This window comes from Paenibacillus sp. MT124 (assembly GCF_058792755.1).
Genome location: NZ_CM179500.1, coordinates 3,716,712 through 3,736,615 on the forward strand (window position 1 = coordinate 3,716,712; position 19,904 = coordinate 3,736,615).

14 protein-coding genes and 1 pseudogene are annotated in these 19,904 nt (G+C 45.4%); 6 read left to right on the plus strand and 9 right to left on the minus strand.

Features of this window, described 5'->3' with window-relative positions:
- Positions 1–111: 111 nt before the first annotated feature.
- Positions 112–1,329 carry an NAD(P)/FAD-dependent oxidoreductase gene (locus AC3RCI_RS16780; protein ID WP_492525636.1) on the plus strand — a complete coding sequence of 406 codons (1,218 nt, stop codon included), beginning with the start codon at positions 112–114 and terminating at the stop codon, positions 1,327–1,329.
- A gap of 149 nt (positions 1,330–1,478) precedes the next feature.
- On the opposite strand, the gene map is transcribed toward AC3RCI_RS16780, so the two are convergent.
- Together map and AC3RCI_RS16790 are read right to left on the minus strand one after the other, a co-directional pair.
- Complete coding sequence (gene map, locus AC3RCI_RS16785; RefSeq protein WP_354483767.1) at positions 1,479–2,219, minus strand: type I methionyl aminopeptidase; 741 nt, start codon at positions 2,217–2,219, stop codon at positions 1,479–1,481.
- A gap of 101 nt (positions 2,220–2,320) precedes the next feature.
- Positions 2,321–2,524: pseudogene (locus tag AC3RCI_RS16790) on the minus strand (VOC family protein); the annotation flags it as partial.
- Positions 2,525–2,967: 443 nt separating this feature from the next.
- Between AC3RCI_RS16790 and AC3RCI_RS16795 the strand changes: the two are divergent.
- A complete protein-coding gene (locus AC3RCI_RS16795) occupies positions 2,968–3,423 on the plus strand; it encodes a CBO0543 family protein (protein WP_492525638.1) in 456 nt (151 codons plus the stop codon).
- A gap of 114 nt (positions 3,424–3,537) precedes the next feature.
- On the opposite strand, the gene AC3RCI_RS16800 is transcribed toward AC3RCI_RS16795, so the two are convergent.
- Entirely contained in the window at positions 3,538–4,071 is a 534-nt protein-coding gene (locus AC3RCI_RS16800; RefSeq protein ID WP_336781837.1) for a hypothetical protein, read from the minus strand.
- A 104-nt stretch (positions 4,072–4,175) separates the two neighbouring features.
- Entirely contained in the window at positions 4,176–5,444 is a 1,269-nt protein-coding gene (locus tag AC3RCI_RS16805; protein WP_492529931.1) for a DUF418 domain-containing protein, read from the minus strand.
- Positions 5,445–5,602: 158 nt separating this feature from the next.
- Here AC3RCI_RS16805 and AC3RCI_RS16810 point away from each other — a divergent pair, with 158 nt between their 5' ends.
- Positions 5,603–6,331: a response regulator transcription factor gene (locus AC3RCI_RS16810; protein WP_336781838.1), complete on the plus strand. Its 729-nt coding sequence runs from the start codon at positions 5,603–5,605 to the stop codon at positions 6,329–6,331.
- Positions 6,328–8,127 (plus strand): sensor histidine kinase, encoded by a 1,800-nt coding sequence (locus tag AC3RCI_RS16815; RefSeq protein ID WP_336781839.1) that lies wholly within the window; start codon positions 6,328–6,330, stop codon positions 8,125–8,127. Before AC3RCI_RS16810 ends, AC3RCI_RS16815 begins: the two co-directional genes overlap by 4 nt.
- A 201-nt stretch (positions 8,128–8,328) precedes the next feature.
- On the opposite strand, the gene AC3RCI_RS16820 is transcribed toward AC3RCI_RS16815, so the two are convergent.
- On the minus strand, positions 8,329–9,300 hold the full coding sequence (locus AC3RCI_RS16820; RefSeq protein ID WP_471771509.1) for an aldo/keto reductase family protein: 972 nt from the start codon (positions 9,298–9,300) through the stop codon (positions 8,329–8,331).
- 134 nt (positions 9,301–9,434) lie between these two features.
- Between AC3RCI_RS16820 and AC3RCI_RS16825 the strand changes: the two genes are divergently transcribed.
- Positions 9,435–9,812 carry a MerR family transcriptional regulator gene (locus AC3RCI_RS16825; RefSeq protein WP_095286613.1) on the plus strand — a complete coding sequence of 126 codons (378 nt, stop codon included), beginning with the start codon at positions 9,435–9,437 and terminating at the stop codon, positions 9,810–9,812.
- Between the two features lie 72 nt (positions 9,813–9,884).
- Here AC3RCI_RS16825 and AC3RCI_RS16830 read toward each other — a convergent pair whose 3' ends face one another.
- Positions 9,885–10,283 carry a YkvA family protein gene (locus AC3RCI_RS16830; protein WP_336781843.1) on the minus strand — a complete coding sequence of 133 codons (399 nt, stop codon included), beginning with the start codon at positions 10,281–10,283 and terminating at the stop codon, positions 9,885–9,887.
- A 287-nt stretch (positions 10,284–10,570) separates the two neighbouring features.
- Between AC3RCI_RS16830 and AC3RCI_RS16835 the strand changes: the two genes are divergently transcribed.
- A complete protein-coding gene (locus AC3RCI_RS16835) occupies positions 10,571–11,929 on the plus strand; it encodes an alkaline phosphatase (RefSeq protein ID WP_473828644.1) in 1,359 nt (452 codons plus the stop codon).
- A gap of 110 nt (positions 11,930–12,039) precedes the next feature.
- Here AC3RCI_RS16835 and AC3RCI_RS16840 read toward each other — a convergent pair whose 3' ends face one another.
- From AC3RCI_RS16840 to AC3RCI_RS16850, 3 genes are all read right to left on the minus strand, one after another.
- Positions 12,040–12,228: a hypothetical protein gene (locus tag AC3RCI_RS16840; protein ID WP_095286610.1), complete on the minus strand. Its 189-nt coding sequence runs from the start codon at positions 12,226–12,228 to the stop codon at positions 12,040–12,042.
- Between the two features lie 311 nt (positions 12,229–12,539).
- Positions 12,540–18,632, minus strand: a complete 6,093-nt coding sequence (locus tag AC3RCI_RS16845; RefSeq protein WP_492525640.1) for an S-layer homology domain-containing protein — start codon at positions 18,630–18,632, stop codon at positions 12,540–12,542.
- A 229-nt stretch (positions 18,633–18,861) separates the two neighbouring features.
- Complete coding sequence (locus AC3RCI_RS16850; protein ID WP_492525642.1) at positions 18,862–19,893, minus strand: ketopantoate reductase family protein; 1,032 nt, start codon at positions 19,891–19,893, stop codon at positions 18,862–18,864.
- Positions 19,894–19,904 lie beyond the last annotated feature (11 nt).

A 19,904-nucleotide genomic window follows, 5' to 3' on the forward strand; every position in this document is an offset into this window, starting at 1 on the left:
GATATTATTTTCGATGAAATACAGAATCGCAGCTTATTGGTCTGAATCCTGCATCGAGTTCCAGTGAGTTGCCCATACTACGTACCGAATATATATAAGGGAGAGACTCGAATGGATCTGCAGAGCGGTAAGTTATACTGGCCGACAACAATAGCTAATCCCCCCTCTTACCCTAAGTTGGAGGAGGACATACCCTGCGATGTGCTCATTATCGGCGCTGGCAGCTCCGGAGCTCAGTGTGCAAATTTCCTATGTGACCAGGGTGTATCTGTCGTTATCGTCGACAAGAGAAAGGTTGGAGAAGGCAGTACCAGCACCAATACGGCCTTGATTCAATATGCAGGTGAGAAGAGCTTTGTATCGCTTAGCCACTCTTTTGGTGAAGAAATAGCCGCTCGTCACCTTAAACTGTGCGAGCAATCTATTTATCATATTGAGCAAGTAAGCGGCCAATTACCCATCAATCCTGATTTTATAAGACGTGATAGCCTCTATTACGCAAGCTATGAAGAGGATGTTTCCGCTTTGAATGAAGAATATGCTCTTCTACAGAAGTATGGATTCAAGGTAGATCTGTGGAATGAAGAGAACATATCCGGCTCCTACCCTTTCCGGAAAAAGGCAGCACTGTACTATCATGACGATGCAGAAATGAACCCCTTAAAATTCGTATATGGACTTCTCGAGAAAGTAAAAGCTCAGGGAGGAAAGATCTATGAGAACACAGAGATAACTGGCAGACGATTCGAACAGGATTATGCCGTCTTCTACACCAAGGAACGTCGCGAAATCCGAGCCAAACATGTAATTATTGCAGCCGGGTATGAAGATAGTGATTTTAAATCCGAAAAGAATGCTACGCTGGCAAGCTCCTATGCCGTCATTACGAAGCCGATTAACGATTTTTCAAGCTGGCACAAACGAACATTGATCTGGGAAACTGCACGTCCATATGTGTATATGCGTACAACCCCGGACAATCGGGTTATTATCGGAGGAATGGATAAGGATACTTCCTTTGCTTCAACCCGAGATTCCAAAATCCTTGCAAGCAAGGACAAGCTCATTCAAGAGTTTAACAAGCTGTTTCCTGACATTCCGGCCGAACCTGAATACTACCTGGGCGCCTTCTACGGAGGCACGCATGACGGATTGCCTGTCCTCGGTCAATACGAGACATATCCCCACTGCTATATTTTGATGGCATACGGGGATAACGGAACGGTGTATAACGGTGTCCTGGCCAAAATTGTTTCGGATCAGATTCTTAATGGATCAAGTTCGGATCTCGATATCTACCTGCAAACCAGACCGCTTATCTCCAGGTAAATCAAGATAAAAAAGACTTTCAAGGCAAATGGTTGGTTGCAAGCTTGAAGGTACATGCTCAGGTTCTCGTTCGCCTGGAACAAGAACCTGAGACACAAAAAAGCCGATTTCACAATGGAAATCGACCTTCAACAACGCTCTTGTTCCCGTTATTCCGTGATAATAATCGGACCATTTTTGGTCAGGATAATCGTATGTTCGATTTGAGCCACATAGCTGTTTTTGGTAGCAAAGGTCCAGCCGTCATTTTTTTGGAATACTTCTTCTTCAGAAGTTGAAATAAACGGTTCAAACGCAATAACCATTCCATCTTTTAGCAATTCGTCATCCGATGTATCGTTGTAATTATAAATATGATCGGGTGCTTCATGGATTGTACGTCCAATACCATGTCCTGTAAGATTTTTGATAACCGTTAATTCATGCTGCCTGGCAGTTTGAAACACTGCTTTTCCGATGCCGCTTTTTTTGGAACCGGGTTTTGCTTTTTTAAGCCCTGCTTCAAATGCTTTTTTGGCAACGTCGCATATTTTGGTTAATACTTCTTCTCCCTCTCCAACTACAAAGGAGATTCCCGTATCTGCAAAATAGCTGTTCTTGGAGCCGGATACATCTATGTTTACGATATCACCTTCCTGAATAACGCGCTGTCCAGGAATACCATGCGCTACTTCATCATTAACACTGATACATGTGTACCCCGGAAAATCATATTCACTTTTTGGAGCTGACACTGCCCCTTCTTTGGCAAACAGCTCTCCGGCTATGTCATCAAGTTCTTTCGTCGTTATACCCGGAACGGTCCGCTGTACCAATTCATCGCGTATGGCGGCTACGATCTTACCAATTTCCTTCAAACCATTAAAGTCTTCTTCTGTCTTTGCAATCATTTTTTCTACCTCACTATCTTTTATCATCAGGGCATTTCATTAATGCTATTCTCTCGAAAAACGTACACAAAGTAAATGGTTTCCCATCACTCTTTATAAACTTACATGATGCGCTTGGCAATTGGATGATCCTTGTTTATTTCCAACAGGTCCCCCAGATTACCGTATAAATCTTTAAATACAGCAACGATCCCATAATCTTGTTCTTTAGGCTCTCTAACAAATTCTATCCCTTTGGAGATTATTTCATTATAATCTCTCCAAAAATCGTCGGTGTTCAGAAACAAGAACACTCTGCCTGTACTATGGACTGAATCATAGTTGGCCTCCAAATCGATGATCCCTCTATTGTGACACATTTGCTAATAATAACGCAATGAAGCGATCTTAATTATCCCGTTCAATATAGATTTTAATTCAAAAATATTATAATTTTTTCAAATTGGTTCATCCTATAAAGAGGAATCAAAGTATTTTCCAGAGAGAAGGGGATTGAGATTGAATGGGATTGAATGGGTTAAATGAATGGCTCAAGCAGATCGCACATAATTACGTACTGATTGTTATTGCGGCAATATTATTTTTTGCAGTTAAAGCCGTAATCGGGTTTATTACATATAAGCATTATGATAAAAAATTTACAATATTAAACCAGAAGCTTAATACCCTACTTGAGGAAAAAAATAAGAGGAACTAATGGATAAACTGGCTTTGTGCTAATGGTCGTTGAACCGGAGGAATGATCAACATGTTGGGAAATATTATTATTGGTTTTGTGATTCCTGTTCTAATTGGTGGATGGATATTACGGAGACAGCCCAAAATTCTTCTCGTTTTTTATCCGTTGGGCGTAGCCGTCTCTGCTTGCATCAACAGTGTGGGTTTCAACTTTTTCTGGAACATACTCCCTAACTCCAATAATCAGTCCTATACCGCTCTTCCAATGGATCTGGGCATCTACCCGATCTCAGGAAGTCTTATGATGTATGCCATTATCAAAAAAGGCAAAAAGCCCTGGCTCGCCATAGTCATTACATCCGTGGTTCTTACCCTCATTGAATGGCTGGCCAAAGAAATGGGCCGAGTAGTGTACTTCAATGGATGGAACATCTACTGGACTGCCGTTTCCTACCTTCTGCCTTTAGTTTTAGCATACGTTTACGGTCTTCTTTTCAGAAAGCTGTTCATACATTCAGACCTATAAGAAGAGATTTTACATGTCAACCATCGCATTTCTGATTTCTTGTCACCCGGAACACCAATCCTCTATGTCAAAAAGGAAAAGCCCCTTACATCTGTCTAAGGGGCTTTGTGTTGATTATGCTTCTTCCTGTTCGGCCTGACTCGGCCCGGCCATGAGACCTTGGACAGCACCCATGAACGGCTTGATGGACTTGATCATACCGTAGCCCATTTTCACGACGGGCACGAATTGCTGAATCATGCCGAATAGCCGCATTCCGCCGCCAAGTAATCCTCCAGCACCTCCAGCTGCAGCCCCGCCACCGAGCCCGCCAAACAAGGAACCCATCAGGGGCAGAAAGGACGAAACCTGCGCTTGCGACATTTGGCGCGAACGCGTAGACGGCTTACGTGTGCCTTTGCCCTGTTTTCTTTTATGAGAGGAGCCTCCCTTACTGCCTGAAACAGCCTTTCGGTTCCGGTTGGAACGATGGGAGCTGTCTCCTGGTATCGGTGTGCCCAATACGGTTCCTCCACCAGTTAGCACCACTCCACCGTTATTCACTTCAGCGATATAACCAATGTATGTTTCACCATTATGAAGAGTCACGCAGACGGGTTTGGCTTTATATCGCTTTGCCTTTAGGCGTATATCGTTGATTTTAGCCATAAAATTCACCTCGCTCTACTGAATCTCCTGTAGTTTACGCAATAAATGGACTGCTTGCCTGTGCGAATGGGGCATATGTAAGGTATTCTCAACGTGAAGCAAGATCAACCTGAATATCCTTGTTCAGGTTTAAGCGAGTTTGCCTCCCCTTCTATCGTATTCCGTGGTTTTCGCCTCTTCTTTTTCGGCTGCCCTCTCCAGGACAGATACGTCCAGATACGCAGAATGTATTCCAGGGGGCCACTCCGGAACATCTTGAGATAAATTGGGCTAAACCACAACTGAATACAATAAACAGCAACGGCGATCAGCGCCCCAACGAACACGCCAGCATGGCCAAACAGTCCAAGTCCATATCCATAGAAAATCGACGTACATATTACACTTTGTATTAGATAATTCGTGAGCGAGAGACGGCCAACCGCTTCAAACCTTGCTATTAAAGCAGAACGGTGGTTTCCCGTATACAGGAGTGCAAAAGCGTAAATGTAGCCCAGTGCAAGCAGCATACCTCCGAGTGTTGATCCAATACCGGTACCAAGCCAGCTTGCTGCACCCAGTTGCGGGGCTAATACGCCATATGCTTTAAGTAACAGTCCGACCGGCACAAGGACCGCTGTGCGGCGATAATATGTACGTCTCATTGCTTGTGGATTGTCAAATGTTCCGATTCTGGCGGAACGCATGCCGAGCAGAAACATCGGAAGCGTGATGATTGGGGCTAACACGATAACAAGCAAGATGAAATTTGTTCCCATTTCCGCAAATGGATCTGCATTATTGCGAAAGTCCTTGATCTCCATATAGCTGCCATTACCGTATATATCCTGGCTCTGCACAATGTAGTTGATCATGCCCTGTGATGTAGCAGCCATCGGGTCTGACGAATCAGAAGACGGGAGACCAAGAAGCCCTGCAATCGTAAGTAGTATGATGGCCCATACGAATAACGTTTTTGGCTTCCGGTTCAGGAACATCAACAGTAAGAAACCAGTAACTCCGTAAAATGCCAATATGTCCCCTTCCCACAGAAATGTCGAGTGCAGCAGCCCGATAATCAATAGAAGCAGAAAACGGCGGGCTAGATGACATTTCGGCCTTAGTCCCCTTGTTTTCAAGCTTTCTGATAGCTTAATCATCCCGAACCCGAACATAAACGCGAAGATTGGCATGAAGCTGCCTACCACCGTGATATTCAGGAATGAATGAAAAGCCAAGTCCGCCCCTTTAATCCCAAACAGTTGCGGTTCGCTCTCCCCAAACAGACCGTATTGAAAAATCAACATATTCGCCAATACAATGCCTACCAGGCTGAATCCGCGCAGTCCATCGATTAATTGAACGCGCTTTTTATATGTACTCAATTCAATCACCTCTGTATACAGCATAGTGCCCTGCCCTAAATGAGCGTTAAAGCCTACCTTAACATTTCCTTAACGCAGCAATGAAAACAAACTGCTTACTTTAAGCACCGTTAAGGTTTCTCTGGTACAATGACTAATGCAATATGAAGACAAGGAGGAATTTTCCAATGAATTCTGCAAAAATTCTAATCGTGGACGACGAAAAAGCCATCGTGCAGATGATCGAGTTCGTACTGCGCAAGGAAGGCTTCGAGTATATCTATACAGCAGACAATGCGGAAGAAGGAATGCGTCTTCTACTTGAATATGGCGCTGACATTATCCTGCTCGACGTGATGCTGCCTGACCGCACTGGTTTTGAGCTTGGACCGCAGATTCGGGCACAATCTGACGCACATCTGATCTATTTGACGGCTCGAACGACCGATCTAGATAGACTGACGGGCTTTGCTGTAGGTGGCGACGATTATGTTACCAAGCCGTTCAATCCCCTGGAGATAGCTGCCCGAATTAAAGCGCGCTTGAGACGAGGAATTGCCGAATCAACAGTCCAATCGTTAGCCACACCTAACGCGGATCCCCGTCAACGATATGATTTCGGCGGATTTATTCTTGATGAACGGGCAGGCGAGCTGATTGTGGGCGACCAAAACATGCCCTGCCCTGCTCAAGCCTACCAACTGCTACTGTTCCTGTGCCGCAATCCAAACATTGTCTTCTCCAAATCCCAATTGTACGAATCAGTCTGGGGCTTTGACGGACTCGGCGACGATAATACGGTTATGGTTCATGTCCGAAAAATACGCGAACGCATTGAGTCCGATCCGAGCTCACCACGTTATCTTTTGACTGTTCGAGGTCTCGGATATAAGCTCGTGAAGGGCGACAACGTATGAAAAAGCAAGCCAAAAAGATACATAGCCGCTTTAAGAGGCGTTTGGGGTTACATTTTACCATCCAGTTCTTCACCATTTGGCTGTTGGTTCTCGCCATCGTATTAATTTCTTTATTCACCATTATGTATCACATAGGTAACGAACAGCTGAAGACCGACATCCCCTCAGATGTGCTGGATTCACTGGCGATTGAAACCACCATCGAAGGCGACAGCGTGGAACTTCCTTCTTTCTGGCCAAGCCAGCTTGAACAAAAGGGATATTGGCTCCAGATCGTCAACGAAAGTGGTCGGGAAGTTTATAATCTAAACGTACCTGAAGAGGTGCCGGAGCAGTACTCTGCTGCTGATCTACTGCGCATCAGTGATACTAGAAGGCTGAATGAATACCAGGTTACGACCTTGTACGAAGAGATTCTGGGTGACCGAAATCTCTATCTGCTCGGGCGGAAAGACGTGGACGGAGCGAAGCTTGAAGAGTGGTACAAACTATACTCCGAGAATGGAAAGGTAACGGACTCCGCGGCTAGAAAATTAGAAAATGAAGTGAAATCAATCGGAGTTTCACTTGTTGTTCTAAACAAGAGCGGTCATATCGTTCAGAGCTTGGGTTTCCCTTCAGGCCATGAGGAATACGGGGCCTTCGCTCTGATTGAAATGAGCCAGCAACCAGCCAAATCCAAGATCGACGTCTCTTATCATTACGACCCCGCTTCCCAATATACATGGCTGATTGAGCGACCACGAGAGGAAGCAGAATCAACGAACCAGCCGATATTACGTACCATGCTAATTGTGTTGGTTACCATCGGCTTAGCGATATTATTGCTGTCCCTTGGTCTTGCTGTCTGGCACGGCTACCGGTACGGCGGTCCTCTGCTATTGTTCATGAGGGGTTTCGAGCGAATGGGCCGGGGCGAGTACGAGGAGGTCTTTACCGAGAAAGAGCGCAAGAAGATTTTTGGCAGAAAAGGCCGTTTTCGTGCCCGTTATAAGCTGTACCATGAGGTCATTGCGGGCTTCTCTGAAATGGCAGATAAATTAGCCTTTGCCCGCAATGAGCGCCTGCGTCTCGAGCAATCTCGTGAAGAATGGATGACCGGCATTTCCCACGATCTACGTACACCACTTACAACCGTTCAGGGTTACGGTCACCTGCTAGAGAGTGGACAGTTCAGCTGGAGTGAGGATGAACTGAGAGAGGTTGGAGGCACAATCCGCGAAAAGAGTACATATATGCTGGAACTGCTGCAGGACTTCTCGCTTACATTTGAACTGAAAAATCATACGCCAGGTGAAAAGCTGGAGCCGCTTGAACTTAATGAATTCGTTCGACGTGCCGTGCTACGCTATGTTAACGATGTAACGTTGCAAAACGTGGTTTTCGATTTCGAAGAAAGCCCGGCTTCTCTTCATATTTTAGCCAATCCAAAATGGTTCCAACGTTTGCTCGATAACTTGATCTCCAACGCTGTCAAGCATAACCCGCCAGGAACGGAAATCACACTGAGCGTTATAAGCGAAGGACAGCTTGCCTTCATTATCGTCCGTGACAATGGGGTAGGTATGGACGCGGAGACGCAATCCCGTCTCTTCGATCGTTATTACCGAGGGACCAACACCGACGAGGGAAGTGATGGTGCGGGACTTGGTATGAGCATCGCTTACGCAGTGGTGGCGGCGCACAAAGGAACGATCATGGTGGAGTCACGTATTGGCGAAGGTACGATGATCAAGCTGACATTCCCTAGACTTGCTTCTCCCGATTGCAACAGTAAACCGGAAACTCATCTCTAAAATAAGTGAAACGCTACTTTTTTACTTGAAACGATATGTAAAAGGCCCTGCTGAGAAACGGCAGGGCCTTTTACATCCTTCATTTTTTTCTAAATGGGCAGTATCCCGAATTCTACTAAAGTACTTTCAGTCCCCATACGTTTGTTATTCATCGCTCCATCTTCTACGTCGTCTGCCACCCTATAATCAGTTTCTCACTGTCTATCTGAGCGGTGCAAAATGGCTGATTGACGATAGAATCTTCTCCGTTCGTTCGATGATCTCAGAAGTAAGTTCCAGTTCGGTTGCTTTGATGTTTTCTTCAATTTGTGCCGGTCTACTGGAGCCGATGATGGCCGAACTTACAGCAGGCTGACGCAGAATCCAGGCCAAAGCAAACTGGGATAACGTTGCCCCAAGCTCATTGGCCAGTTCAGACAGCTGTACGGTACATTGGAGCACATCTTCACGCAAGTAACTGTTGATGACCCCATTGGTTTGATCATTGGAAGCCCTTGTTCCTACTGGAATCTGCTGTCCAGGTTTGTATTTGCCCGTCAACACACCTTGTGCTAATGGAGAAAATACGATAAGTCCCTGCCCTTCCTGCTCACATTGTTCAATAATACCTTCTCTCTCGATATAACGTTCAAACATGTTGTAAATCGGCTGATTGGATATGATTGGACGCAGATTCAGGCGTTTGCCGATCCCGGAGGCTTCCGCAATCTGTGCTGCGGTCCATTCGCTGACACCCGCATACAAAATTTTGCCCTGCGCCTGCAAGTCATCTAAAGCTCTCAGCGTTTCATCAATAGGTGTTTCGGAATCAAAGCGGTGGCACTGATACAAATCAATATAATCGGTACCTAATCGCTTTAAACTCGCTTCGCACTGCTCCATAATATGTTTGCGTGACAATCCACGATCGTTAGGACCCGGTCCTTGTGGGAAAAAGAGCTTTGTAGCCAGTACGTAACTGCTGCGTGGATACTGCTTCAATGTACTGCCCATTACCTGCTCCGCACCGGGATAGGAATTGGATGTATCGAAAAAGTTAATGCCCAGTTCATATGCCTGATGCATGCAGGCACGCGCAGCTTCCTCCGATGTAGCCGACCCGTAGGTCAGCCAGCTCCCCAATCCGATTTCGCTTACTTTCAATCCGCTTCTGCCCAATCTTCTGTACTTCAACCCAATCACTCCTTCAATGAATGTTAAAATGAGAGCTTTTCTCCTGAAAACGCTCTATTGAACAATCTTAGGATAGTGGTTAAACTTAGGTTTAAGTCAAGCCATTCAATCGATTTTTTGAAAGGAAGATTTGCTTGGAATTTACGATTAAACAAGTCGCGGAACGCACCCAATTACCGCCTTCCACGTTACGCTTCTACGACAGGGCAGGTTTAATGCCTTTGTTGAAAAAGACAGAATACGGCACCCGCCAATATTCCGAAATGGATATCTGCTGGCTGGAGTTAGTCCGCTGCCTGAAGGACAGCGGCATGTCCCTGGAGGATATCAAAGCATTTATGCTGTTATGCCTTGAGGGTTCTTCCACGAGTGAACAGCGAAAGGTTATGCTGGAGCAGCATCGACAAAATATACTGAAACAACTGGATGTGCTGAACTGCAGTCTTGGTACCATTGACTATAAGCTGGAGCATTATAACGAAATTGGCATCTTTCACATCGACTCTAAATAGCATATCGATTGCTTAATATTCTAATAAGAAAGAGGCCCATCTGAATCTGCTAGTTCAGGTGGGCCTCTTCATTTAGGTGAAAAGTTTATAGCAGATCGAACCAATCCAGACGGCAAAGACGATCCACGCAAGGATAAACAATCCTCCTGTAATCCAATTCGTGGGTTTACCTTTCTTTCGGATCTCCTCCGCTTTATCCCTACAATCCCGGATGACTTCTTGAGGAATCAGCTTCAAAGCTATTGTAATGCCGAGCGGCACTATAATCAGGTCATCAAGATACCCAAGTACAGGTATAAAATCAGGGATCAGGTCTATTGGACTGAACGCGTAAGCTACTACGCCGACAGCAATTAATTTTGCAAACCAAGATACCCGAGGATCCTTGTACGCCAGGTACAAGACGAATACATTTCGTTTAATCTCCCTCGCCATGGCTTTTACTTTATCGATCCATTTTATTTGTTTCATCTTCTGCCCTCGCTGCTTGTCATCGTAATGAATTGATCATAAACCATTCACCTCCGGTTTGATAGCAAATTATGAGTATACTTCAGGCATCACACTCACAGCATTTATCCACAGGGCTTCCTTCCATTCCCTGTCTGCACTTGCTGGTCCACTTTTTTTGTAAACTTTTTACACAACGATTACAGAGGACTGGGACTTCTTTTACAGTCGAATGATAATGTTCATATTGACGCACAAATGAATAAAGCTACATATGTTCATGTTTAATAATAAAAGGAGGAATTAACGTGAAATTATCCAAAAAAGTCCTACCTGCAGCTGCACTCAGCCTGGTCTTTGCTGCTTCTACCGTCTTGTCTGCCGGTCAAGCCCACGCGGTACAAGCCGTTAGTGTAGAGACAAAAAAAATCAAGAATATCATCTTCCTCATCGGTGACGGCATGGGAACGGCTTATACATCCGCATACCGTTATATGAAGGATGACCCTTCGACTAAGATCATGGAGAAAACGGTATTTGATCATTATCTTGTGGGCGCTCAAATGACCTATCCGGATGACGAGACACAAAACGTAACTGACTCGGCTTCCGCGGCGACCGCAATGTCTGCTGGCGTGAAAACGTATAACGCAGCTATTGCTGTTGATAATGACCATACTGAAGTGAAAACGGTTTTGGAGCAAGCCAAGGAAAATGGAAAGTCCACCGGACTTGTAGCTACCTCAGAGATCACTCATGCTACACCTGCTGCCTTCGGCGCTCATGATATAAGCCGGAAGAACATGGATGCAATCGCAGATGATTATTATGATGAATTGATCAATGGAGAGCACAAAGTTGATGTACTTTTAGGTGGAGGAAAAACCAATTTTGTACGTGAAGATCGTGACTTGACGAACGAGTTTCAAAAAGCCGGTTTTAGCTACGTGACTGATCGCAGTGCCCTTCTCAAGGATACAAATAAACAGATTCTCGGACTATTTGCTGACGGAGGTATGGACAAGTTGATTGACCGTACTAGCGAAACGCCTTCGCTGGCCGAGATGACCAATACAGCTATTGACCGCCTGAGCTCAAACGAAAATGGGTTTTTCCTTATGGTTGAAGGAAGCCAGATCGACTGGGCGGGTCATGATAATGACATCGTTGGGGCTATGAGCGAAATGGAGGATTTTGCTGCAGCATTCGAGGCGGCTATTGATTTTGCCAAAGAAGATGGAGAGACACTTGTCGTAGCAACGGCTGACCATTCCACTGGTGGACTTACGCTCGGGAAAGACGGAGAATATAACTTTTTCGTGGATCCGATCAAAGCCGCTGCACGCACTCCAGATTTCATGGCAGCTCAAATCGCTAAAGGGGCTTCCGTGGAAGAAACACTTAAGAGCTATCTCAAACTTGGGTTAACTTCCGAGGAGATTCAATCGGTAAAAACCGCAGCTAAAGACGCAGATGTCACGACGATCGACAATGCCATCGAAGCGATTATTGATAACCGCTCGTTCACTGGCTGGACGACAGGCGGACATACGGGAGACGACGTGCCAGTCTACGCTTACGGTCCGGCAAGTCATCGATTCTCCGGCCTGATTGACAATACGAATAATGCAGAGATCATTTTCGATATTTTAAAGAAGCATAAATAATAATCTATCTCTCACCAGTAGCCCTTCTCTATTTCCGACAGGAATCGAAGAAGGGCTTATTCTTTATCTTCATAAATTACCTAATGAGAGAATAATAAGAAATGATTCAACTATTGGTTTAACTTTTCAGGATTCTTCACTTTGATCGATACCACTTCTCCGCAGTTCAGACAAACGGTATACACCTTTTCAGATCCAATCGCTAGTTTCTTATCCACCGGACGGAGGTTGATAAAGTCTGAAGCTTGTACAAATGAATTTCCTCCACAATCATGACATCTCTTTTCAGTTGCTTCCATGTAGTCTGATTCCTCCTAGTCATTTACTTTGCGGATTCTTATGAATGAATTCTCCTATATATAGGAAATGAACCACTTTCAATATACCGTATTAACCTAATCAGGACAATATTAACACGTGCCATAAATGACAATAACACTGCGTGCGTTTGTAACCTAAATCTATAAGGATAACACCAGTTTGATTTTAAAGCTCGCCGACTAGAAACTGAGTGAGGGTAAATAATAATTGTTCAGATAAAACAAAAAAAGCCGCCATTCAGGCGACTTCCTCTGTGTGAATTACATGTGCGAGATGCATGGCAAGATGTTTATTCATGAATCAGCATATACACTATTTTGGCCATTTCTGCCCGTGTGACTTTACCTTTCGGATCAAAGCGTAGGTTCGCTTTGCCTGTCATCAGTCCAAGAGCATTGACATGCTCTACAGCAGCTTGAGCCCAAGCAGATACCTGGCTTTGGTCAGAGAATACTCCTTTTACCGTGGATTCCTGCTTCTCCTTAAATAATAATTGCTGTGCTTTCATCAGCATCACGGCTGCCTCCTCGCGGCTGATTGAATCCTTCGGCCTGAAGAGATTACCATTTCCTTGTACAATACCAAGTTCGGTCGCCTGAGCAACGGCTGCTGCATAATATGCATTCGCTGGTACATCGGCATAAACCTCGGTTTTTTCAGAAGAATTCAACCCCGCCGCACGCATGATCAGGGTAATGAAGTCGCCTCGACTTACCTGTAAGGCAGGACCGTAGTTCTCTTTGTCCATCCCCTGAATCAGATGTTTTGCAGCCAACGTATGGACATATCGTTCTGCCCAGGAGTCCTTCATATCCTTGAATTGTTTGTGATATTCCAGGATTGCGTACAAGCCTGGCTGCTCCGCCTCAAAAGTCACCTTTCCAGCTGCGAAGCGACCACCTTGATATTCCATTCCTTGACCAAGCAGATATATACCCGCATATTCAGATTGAATCTGTTTTTGCTGTTCAGCCGTCAAGATTCGATTAATCTCGACCGGACTGCCGAATTTCGTAACCTCCGTCTCGTTCTCCCCTTGGATCAAGAACATACGAAGCGATTGCACAAACTCCGTGCGGGAATAATGCTGCTCTTCCAATAGATTGTTATCCAATACCTGCTTCGCATTATTGTCATATACAGTACTGAGACGCAGCAGCAGATGGTCTGTCTCTCCCCATTCTTGCGGCAGGGAACCAGCCGGGAGCGTGACTTTTAATACAGGTGATGAGATCTCTATGGAGAGCCCGTCTGCTTTCACCTTTTTCACCGCACTGGCAGGTAGGTATACATCAAACTTCCCGTTCTTGTTCTGCTCTTGTATGCCAGCAAGTGTAATGACTACTTCCCCTCCACTCGCTGAACCGGCGGCTTGCTCCAGCGCTTGTGCTTCGGCACGATAACTACCATCCGAAGATGGATTAAGCGTAATTTGACCATTGCTGATCGGTGCTGCTGGCTTCGTCACACTATTATTATCTGCTGGAGCTGCCGGATTACTGTTACCTGAACCTCCTCCATTACCCGGAGTCTGTCCCCCAGGAGCAGAGGTCCCTGTAGAGAATCCCCAAATATCGGATAGAGCACTTCCACTATGCTGGTCTTCAGCTTTGGCGTACCATTGATAGTAGCTTTCGTTAGAGAGTCCCTTCCATACCACAGAGGCTTCTCGTCCACTCGCTACGTTCGTTTTTGAGCCTATCTTCTCATCTGTGTAAACTTTAACCCCGATATAATCCGTGGCTACTCGCTTTGTTGTTGGTGCCAAACCAAGATCAAGGCTAAACTCATCTTTGCCTTGTTCAATCTCTGGATCGTAATAGTTGTAGTCATCTAGATAAGGTGAATACGTTTTGATATGGAGCTTGTTGTTTGCCATGTCAAACTGCATAAGCCGGATATAACCAAGTCCACCTTCCGGAGCACCTTGATAATCTGCCAGCATTTGATAGACGTTACGGTCAGGAATGCCATCTCCGTTATCATCCAGCTGATCGACCTTAAGCTCGGCATCGTGATAGTGCCCGGAAAGAGCAGCAATCACGTTTTTGTTCGGTTTAACAACCTTCTCAAAAATCTGATCCGCAATCGGTGAACGGTTATTGGATACGAGCAAATACTCATGCAAACAGAGAATTGCTTTACGTTCCGGGTACTTGGAAACGATATCGTTCATCCATTCAATCTCTTTTTCACCAAGTCCCCATCCCATATACACAATGACAAAATCATTACCGTTCGCCGAAACCAAATCATAGTGTCCACGGTTATTCTCGTATGAACCACTAAATACCTGATTATTGATGAATCGATTCGCTCCAAAATACTGCTGGAACTTCGCATAATCGTTATCCTGGTGACCCACGTCGTGATTTCCTGCCAATACTCCATAAGGTATCGAAGCATCCTCGAGTACCTTCATGTTTTTGTCTGCTTCAATCCACTGGTACTCCTGGTCTGCCTTATCGACGACATCCCCGGTATGAATAACGTATTTGATGTTCATATTTTCTTTTTGCCCGGCGATCCAGTTGACGATGTTTTGATAAATTAGTGGATAGCTCTGGGAATAGTACTGCGTATCCGACATCCAAACAAATGAAAAATCGTACGGGTCCTGTGATTCCGGTGTAGGCTTATTGCCTGCAGCAGCAGCTGTTTCCGCTATTTCGTCCTGAACCATAAGCTGAATGACATCTTCGTTTTCATAATCACCCGCCTGTACCACAGCCTTTAATTCAAAGTCCTCTGTACCGGCAATAATCTGATCCAGCTGATCCCATTTTTGCTCGCTTATGCTCCAGGCATACAAGCTTACTTTCCTTCCTTCAAGCGACTTGCCCTGCCATTCGATTTCAACACGATCTGTACTTTTCACGGTTGAATCAAGCTTCACTTCGAAGCGTTGATAAGGAAACTGCTCAACCGAATCATTGACGAGATATGTTCCGTCTACCGCAGCAATCTTATTGTAATTCTCTGCATTCATGGCCTTTTCTCCGGAAGGAACCATTTCTCTAGGCGGCTCCGTAACGGAAGTATTCAGGTATCCTGCAAAACCCTCGGCTCGGGTTGCATCGTATTTATACCCTTTGTAAAAGGTTACATTCATGGCGTCTTTGCTTGGATCCTGAACTTTAACTGTCAGGTTCGCGTCTGTGCCAACATTGGTTTGATTTTGCTTAGGCGCCACCAATTCCGGTGGTAGCGGGTTCTCATCGGGCACTTCAAACTTTACCGTTCTCTCCGCAACGTTACCCACCTTATCCGTTGCCTGAATGTGCAGGACATGATTCCCACCTTGCATCTCTCCCGACGTGGTTCTTAACGGAAGAGTAATTACTTTGTCATCCAGCTTCACATCAACCTTGTCTACGCCGGCTATCGCATCCTCGATTTCGGCATCAATGACGAATTCTCCACGATATGTCTTACCATCTTCAACGGTCGGCTTAATGTCAGGTGCCGTATTGTCCACCATGACTTTGGCCGTTAACTGCTCTTGACCATTGGTTAGAGCGACTTGATGCGCTCCATCGCTGATGCGGGTGGTGTCCCATTCATAGGCTTTAGCCGTAAGATGTTCCGGTTTCAGCTCAAAATGGAAGCCGATTGATTCGCTTTTCCCGGCAGAATCACCCATTTTAATCTGTTTTTCTTTTTCAGCGTAGGCCGGATCCCATATTTCAGTCCCGTCAGCCAAAAGCAAGCGAACGTTTTTGACTTCAAAGTCATCTTTGTTCTCCTCCGGTCGCTGATCAAACGGCGAGGTTTTGGAACCTGCCCGGATGTAGATCACATTATCCCCCTGAAGCAAACGTTCCGAATCAATAGGAAAGGATAATGTCGTATAGCTTGTAATTGGGTTCATGAACGTATAGAGAATCGATTCGTCCCCCAGTTCCGACGGACCCATCGTTACTGCGTTTTTGAAATAATAATCGACGTTAACTGCTTCGAATACGAAGTATGCATCATGTTCAAGCGCAGCGAAGGTTTCACCTTCGGGTAAAGCTTTGCCGTCGATGGTAAGGCGAGCATCCATACCCTCCGTTTGCGAGGTTCCTTTAATTGTATGGACACCTTGAATGATATCCTCATCTTTAACATTCAGGCGAAGCGGTTCATCACCTACTCCACCGGTCACGGATATGCTGGTCGTTTCCGTTCTCGTTTCGTTAATGCCATCAGAAGCGACAAAGTAATACTCAATGGTATTGCGTCCGATGAGATCAGCTGATGTCATTTTATAATGGTACATCGTGTCATCGTAATCTTCCGTCAAACGATGCGCCGTGAATTCAGCCTGTTTGTCAGAGCGGACGAATACTTCCACAGACGTCACTTCGCGGTTATCTCTGGCATCGACGATGAGTTCCAATCCCTCGGATTGGTCAACTTCTGTCATGTTTGTCATGTCCTGAACCGTTGGCGGGACTGCGTCCGCCTCCACATGAACAGGTACGGCAGGAACCTGCTCCGGCGTGATACTGCCTGGCGATGGAGATTGCACACCCGAACTTGATTTGATCATCATTGTGCTGCCATTTGCAGGGTAGGCGTAAGTGATCGCCCTGTCTTCCTTCGTTTCATCACTTTTGGTTCCATTTTCATAAGTCTGATCAGCATCGTAATAGGCAGAGGATATTTCCTTGCCCGTATTCGTTTTGATCACGAGCGCTCTGCGTCCGGAATTCGCCATACCATCACTCTGGATCGATTGCAGTGTAACATTTGGGAGTAGATGGGTTTGGTAAAATTGGTTGAATTCCTCCACGGTATAGGCCGTGTTTAAGCTATTTTTAATCCAAAATACAACCGATTGCTGCGCTGGAATAACAAAATCCGGATTAACGACTCCCCATTCCACGTCGGCACTTGGTCCTTTATCAGGATAACGATAGTACAGGCTGTAGTTTTTAAAATTAACCGGTTGGTCCGTATTGTTATATACCTCGATATACTCATAGGCATCCGTGGACGTCCCCGGTACGTTCGCCGTATTCGGCACAAGCTCAGTAATAAGCAGCGTTGGTGCTTTGGACGGATTGAATGCATCCCATTGAACCTCTGCAGAATATGGCTTGTCCAGATTACCTGCTTGTATCCGGTATTGCAGCTCAGGCTCTGTAAGTACAGACGCCGGAATCGTTGCGGTATACTCGTCTGTGTCATTTACATTAGTCATGGTGATGACGGTGAATCTCTGTTGGGAAGGCGTTTTGTATAACAGCTTGACCGAAGGTTTGGTTCCATCCGCATTTGTCCCCAGGTTTATAATCTGCGCTTTCACCTCAAAATCCTGAATGGCCAAGGCAGCAGTTGGGACCGTATGCACAATTTCGGTTTGTGATCCTTCATCCACAACAGGCGGAACGGTTTGTTCAGGATCAATGACTCCTGGTGTGGCAGCAACTTTCCCGGAATTCTCCAAGACGCTCATCTGCATGTTTCCGGCAGCCGGATGCTTGAAAAAGATCCCCATATTCGCTTTAACCTGAGCCGGTTCATAAGCTGCGGCAACAATACTTTCGCTCATTTGATTTTTAATCACAAGTGACCTGGCGCTTCCGTTCGCCATACCACCTCCGCCCTGAATACGGAATAAGCGCTCCCCTTCTATTAGGGTTGTTCCGTAATTGTCATTGAATTGCTCTGCCGTAAGATCGTTGTTGCTTCCGTTCAAAATCCAGAATACGGCCGGACTTCGAGCAGGAATGATGATATCCGCATCTTCTTCTGTCTTCCAATTATCCTTATTATTGTAGAAGAAATAATAATCTTTGAAGTTAATGTCATGATCCGTATTATTGTAGACCTCAATGAACTCGTACGCATCAGAGCTGACGTTAGGCAAATTGGTCGTATCCGGTACCATCTCAGTAATCAGCAGCTCTGGTCCTGTGGACAGCTGCATGTGGGACATGGAAGGTCGAATGGCCGCCGAGTATCCTGTCGATTGAATGATTTTTCCTTCCTCATCCATGATGTCAATGGCATAGTTTAACTCACTGCCGATCAAATTCTCACCAGGAATGTTCCCCACATAGGTTTCCGGACTCTGCTCTAAGGGGACAAGCTCCACCGGAGCATACATTTGACCGTCTACCGAATAAGAGATACGCCCGGTCCATGACTGGTCAGTGCCATATACTATTGCAGTAACCGTGTAATCCTGCATTTCGTTAATCCAATCCGCCGGGGTGTGGTCTACCTGAACGTTTACGGCTTGAGTGACTTGTGTCTGTTCCTGGCTGTCTCCCTGCGGCAGGCTTTCTGCATAAACTGCTGGCAGTGATGTGAGAGGCATCCCGGTTGTCAAGATCATGCTGCTTAATAAAGCGATTGCAATACTTCGCTGAAGAATCCTTCTTCTGTTCAATTTAACCCGCATCTCCTTTTATTCCATTTTTGCTTGCTCCACTTTGACAAACATTGTTTTATCATAAGTGGGATTTGTTAGGAGAGTGCGCTCCCTAAGTAAATGGAAAGTTAACGATAGTACTCTTTCTCGATTAACTAGAGTTGAACAGGCTCGACAAAAAAAGCCGCAAATCGCGGCTTTTCATGGAATTCTATTCTCTATCAGGCAAGGAATTTATATCAACGCATTAACGTCGATCTACCAGATGTTTAAATTCTACAATGTTCGTCTGAAAATCAGGAACCGTTTGTGTCTCTTCAGCAGATTGGACCAGCTTAACAACCAAGTCGTTATACGGTGTCGCAATTCCTGTACTTTCCGCTTTGCTCGAAACGACTCCATTAATGTAATCAATCTCGGTTTTGCGTTTTTTCTCCAGATCTTGTAGCATGCTTGCTTTGAGCAGCCGGGAAGGTTCCATTACATATTTTAACGTTTTAATTCTCTCAGGAATGTCTTGTTCACTTTTGAGTTCAAGGGAGGCGATATCGAATCCGTTCATTTTGACAAATTCAATCCCATTCGCATGTCCGACCTTGATCGTTTCGTCTGCGATATGAACGGCACTTACAATACCGACTTCATCATCCAGAATATCTCCGTATTCTCCGTTCAATGCCGCAGACAGACCACTGAACGCATTATTGATCAGCAGCTTGGACCATTTGGTACCAACTAAGTTGTCGGAAATGTGTGTTCCACCTACCAGGTCCAAAACCGATTTTACACGCTGAATGCGATCGGACGTTTCTCCATTTAATTCGCCAATCTGAAAAGCATACTTTTTGAATTGGGCGTACTCCGTTGTAAGGCTTGATACACCTGGTTCCATGAACGTGGCGCCAAACTCAACGGACCCCGCAATAACGCGCCCTGCACCAACAATGGAAGCCACGTTTTCTTCAGGAATCCCATTTTGTAAGGAACACACGATACTCTCTTCATGTAAGAACGGAAGCAATTCCCGAAGGATGGTACCGTTGGATAATTGTTTGGTCAATAGCAGCACAAGATCATATGTCCCTGATTTTTGGTCAGGAGTGATGGCTTTAACTTTTGCATGAAACTCCGTTGTACCGACCACTTTAGCTCCCGTTTGATTCAAGGCATCGACATGCTCCTGATATGCATCAATTAACTCCACATCCATGCCGCCATTCGCCAGGTATGCTCCTACGATGGTTCCTAAAGAGCCTGCTCCTAGTATTGCAATTCTCATTGTAATTTCCT

Coding starts and splice junctions, on each gene's coding strand:
- AC3RCI_RS16780 (WP_492525636.1), top strand. CDS start 112: ATGGATCTGCAGAGCGGTAAGTTATACTGGCCGACAACAATAGCTAAT.
- map (WP_354483767.1), bottom strand. CDS start 2,219: ATGATTGCAAAGACAGAAGAAGACTTTAATGGTTTGAAGGAAATTGGT.
- AC3RCI_RS16795 (WP_492525638.1), top strand. CDS start 2,968: ATGTTGGGAAATATTATTATTGGTTTTGTGATTCCTGTTCTAATTGGT.
- AC3RCI_RS16800 (WP_336781837.1), bottom strand. CDS start 4,071: ATGGCTAAAATCAACGATATACGCCTAAAGGCAAAGCGATATAAAGCC.
- AC3RCI_RS16810 (WP_336781838.1), top strand. CDS start 5,603: ATGAATTCTGCAAAAATTCTAATCGTGGACGACGAAAAAGCCATCGTG.
- AC3RCI_RS16815 (WP_336781839.1), top strand. CDS start 6,328: ATGAAAAAGCAAGCCAAAAAGATACATAGCCGCTTTAAGAGGCGTTTG.
- AC3RCI_RS16830 (WP_336781843.1), bottom strand. CDS start 10,283: ATGAAACAAATAAAATGGATCGATAAAGTAAAAGCCATGGCGAGGGAG.
- AC3RCI_RS16840 (WP_095286610.1), bottom strand. CDS start 12,228: ATGGAAGCAACTGAAAAGAGATGTCATGATTGTGGAGGAAATTCATTT.
- AC3RCI_RS16850 (WP_492525642.1), bottom strand. CDS start 19,893: ATGAGAATTGCAATACTAGGAGCAGGCTCTTTAGGAACCATCGTAGGA.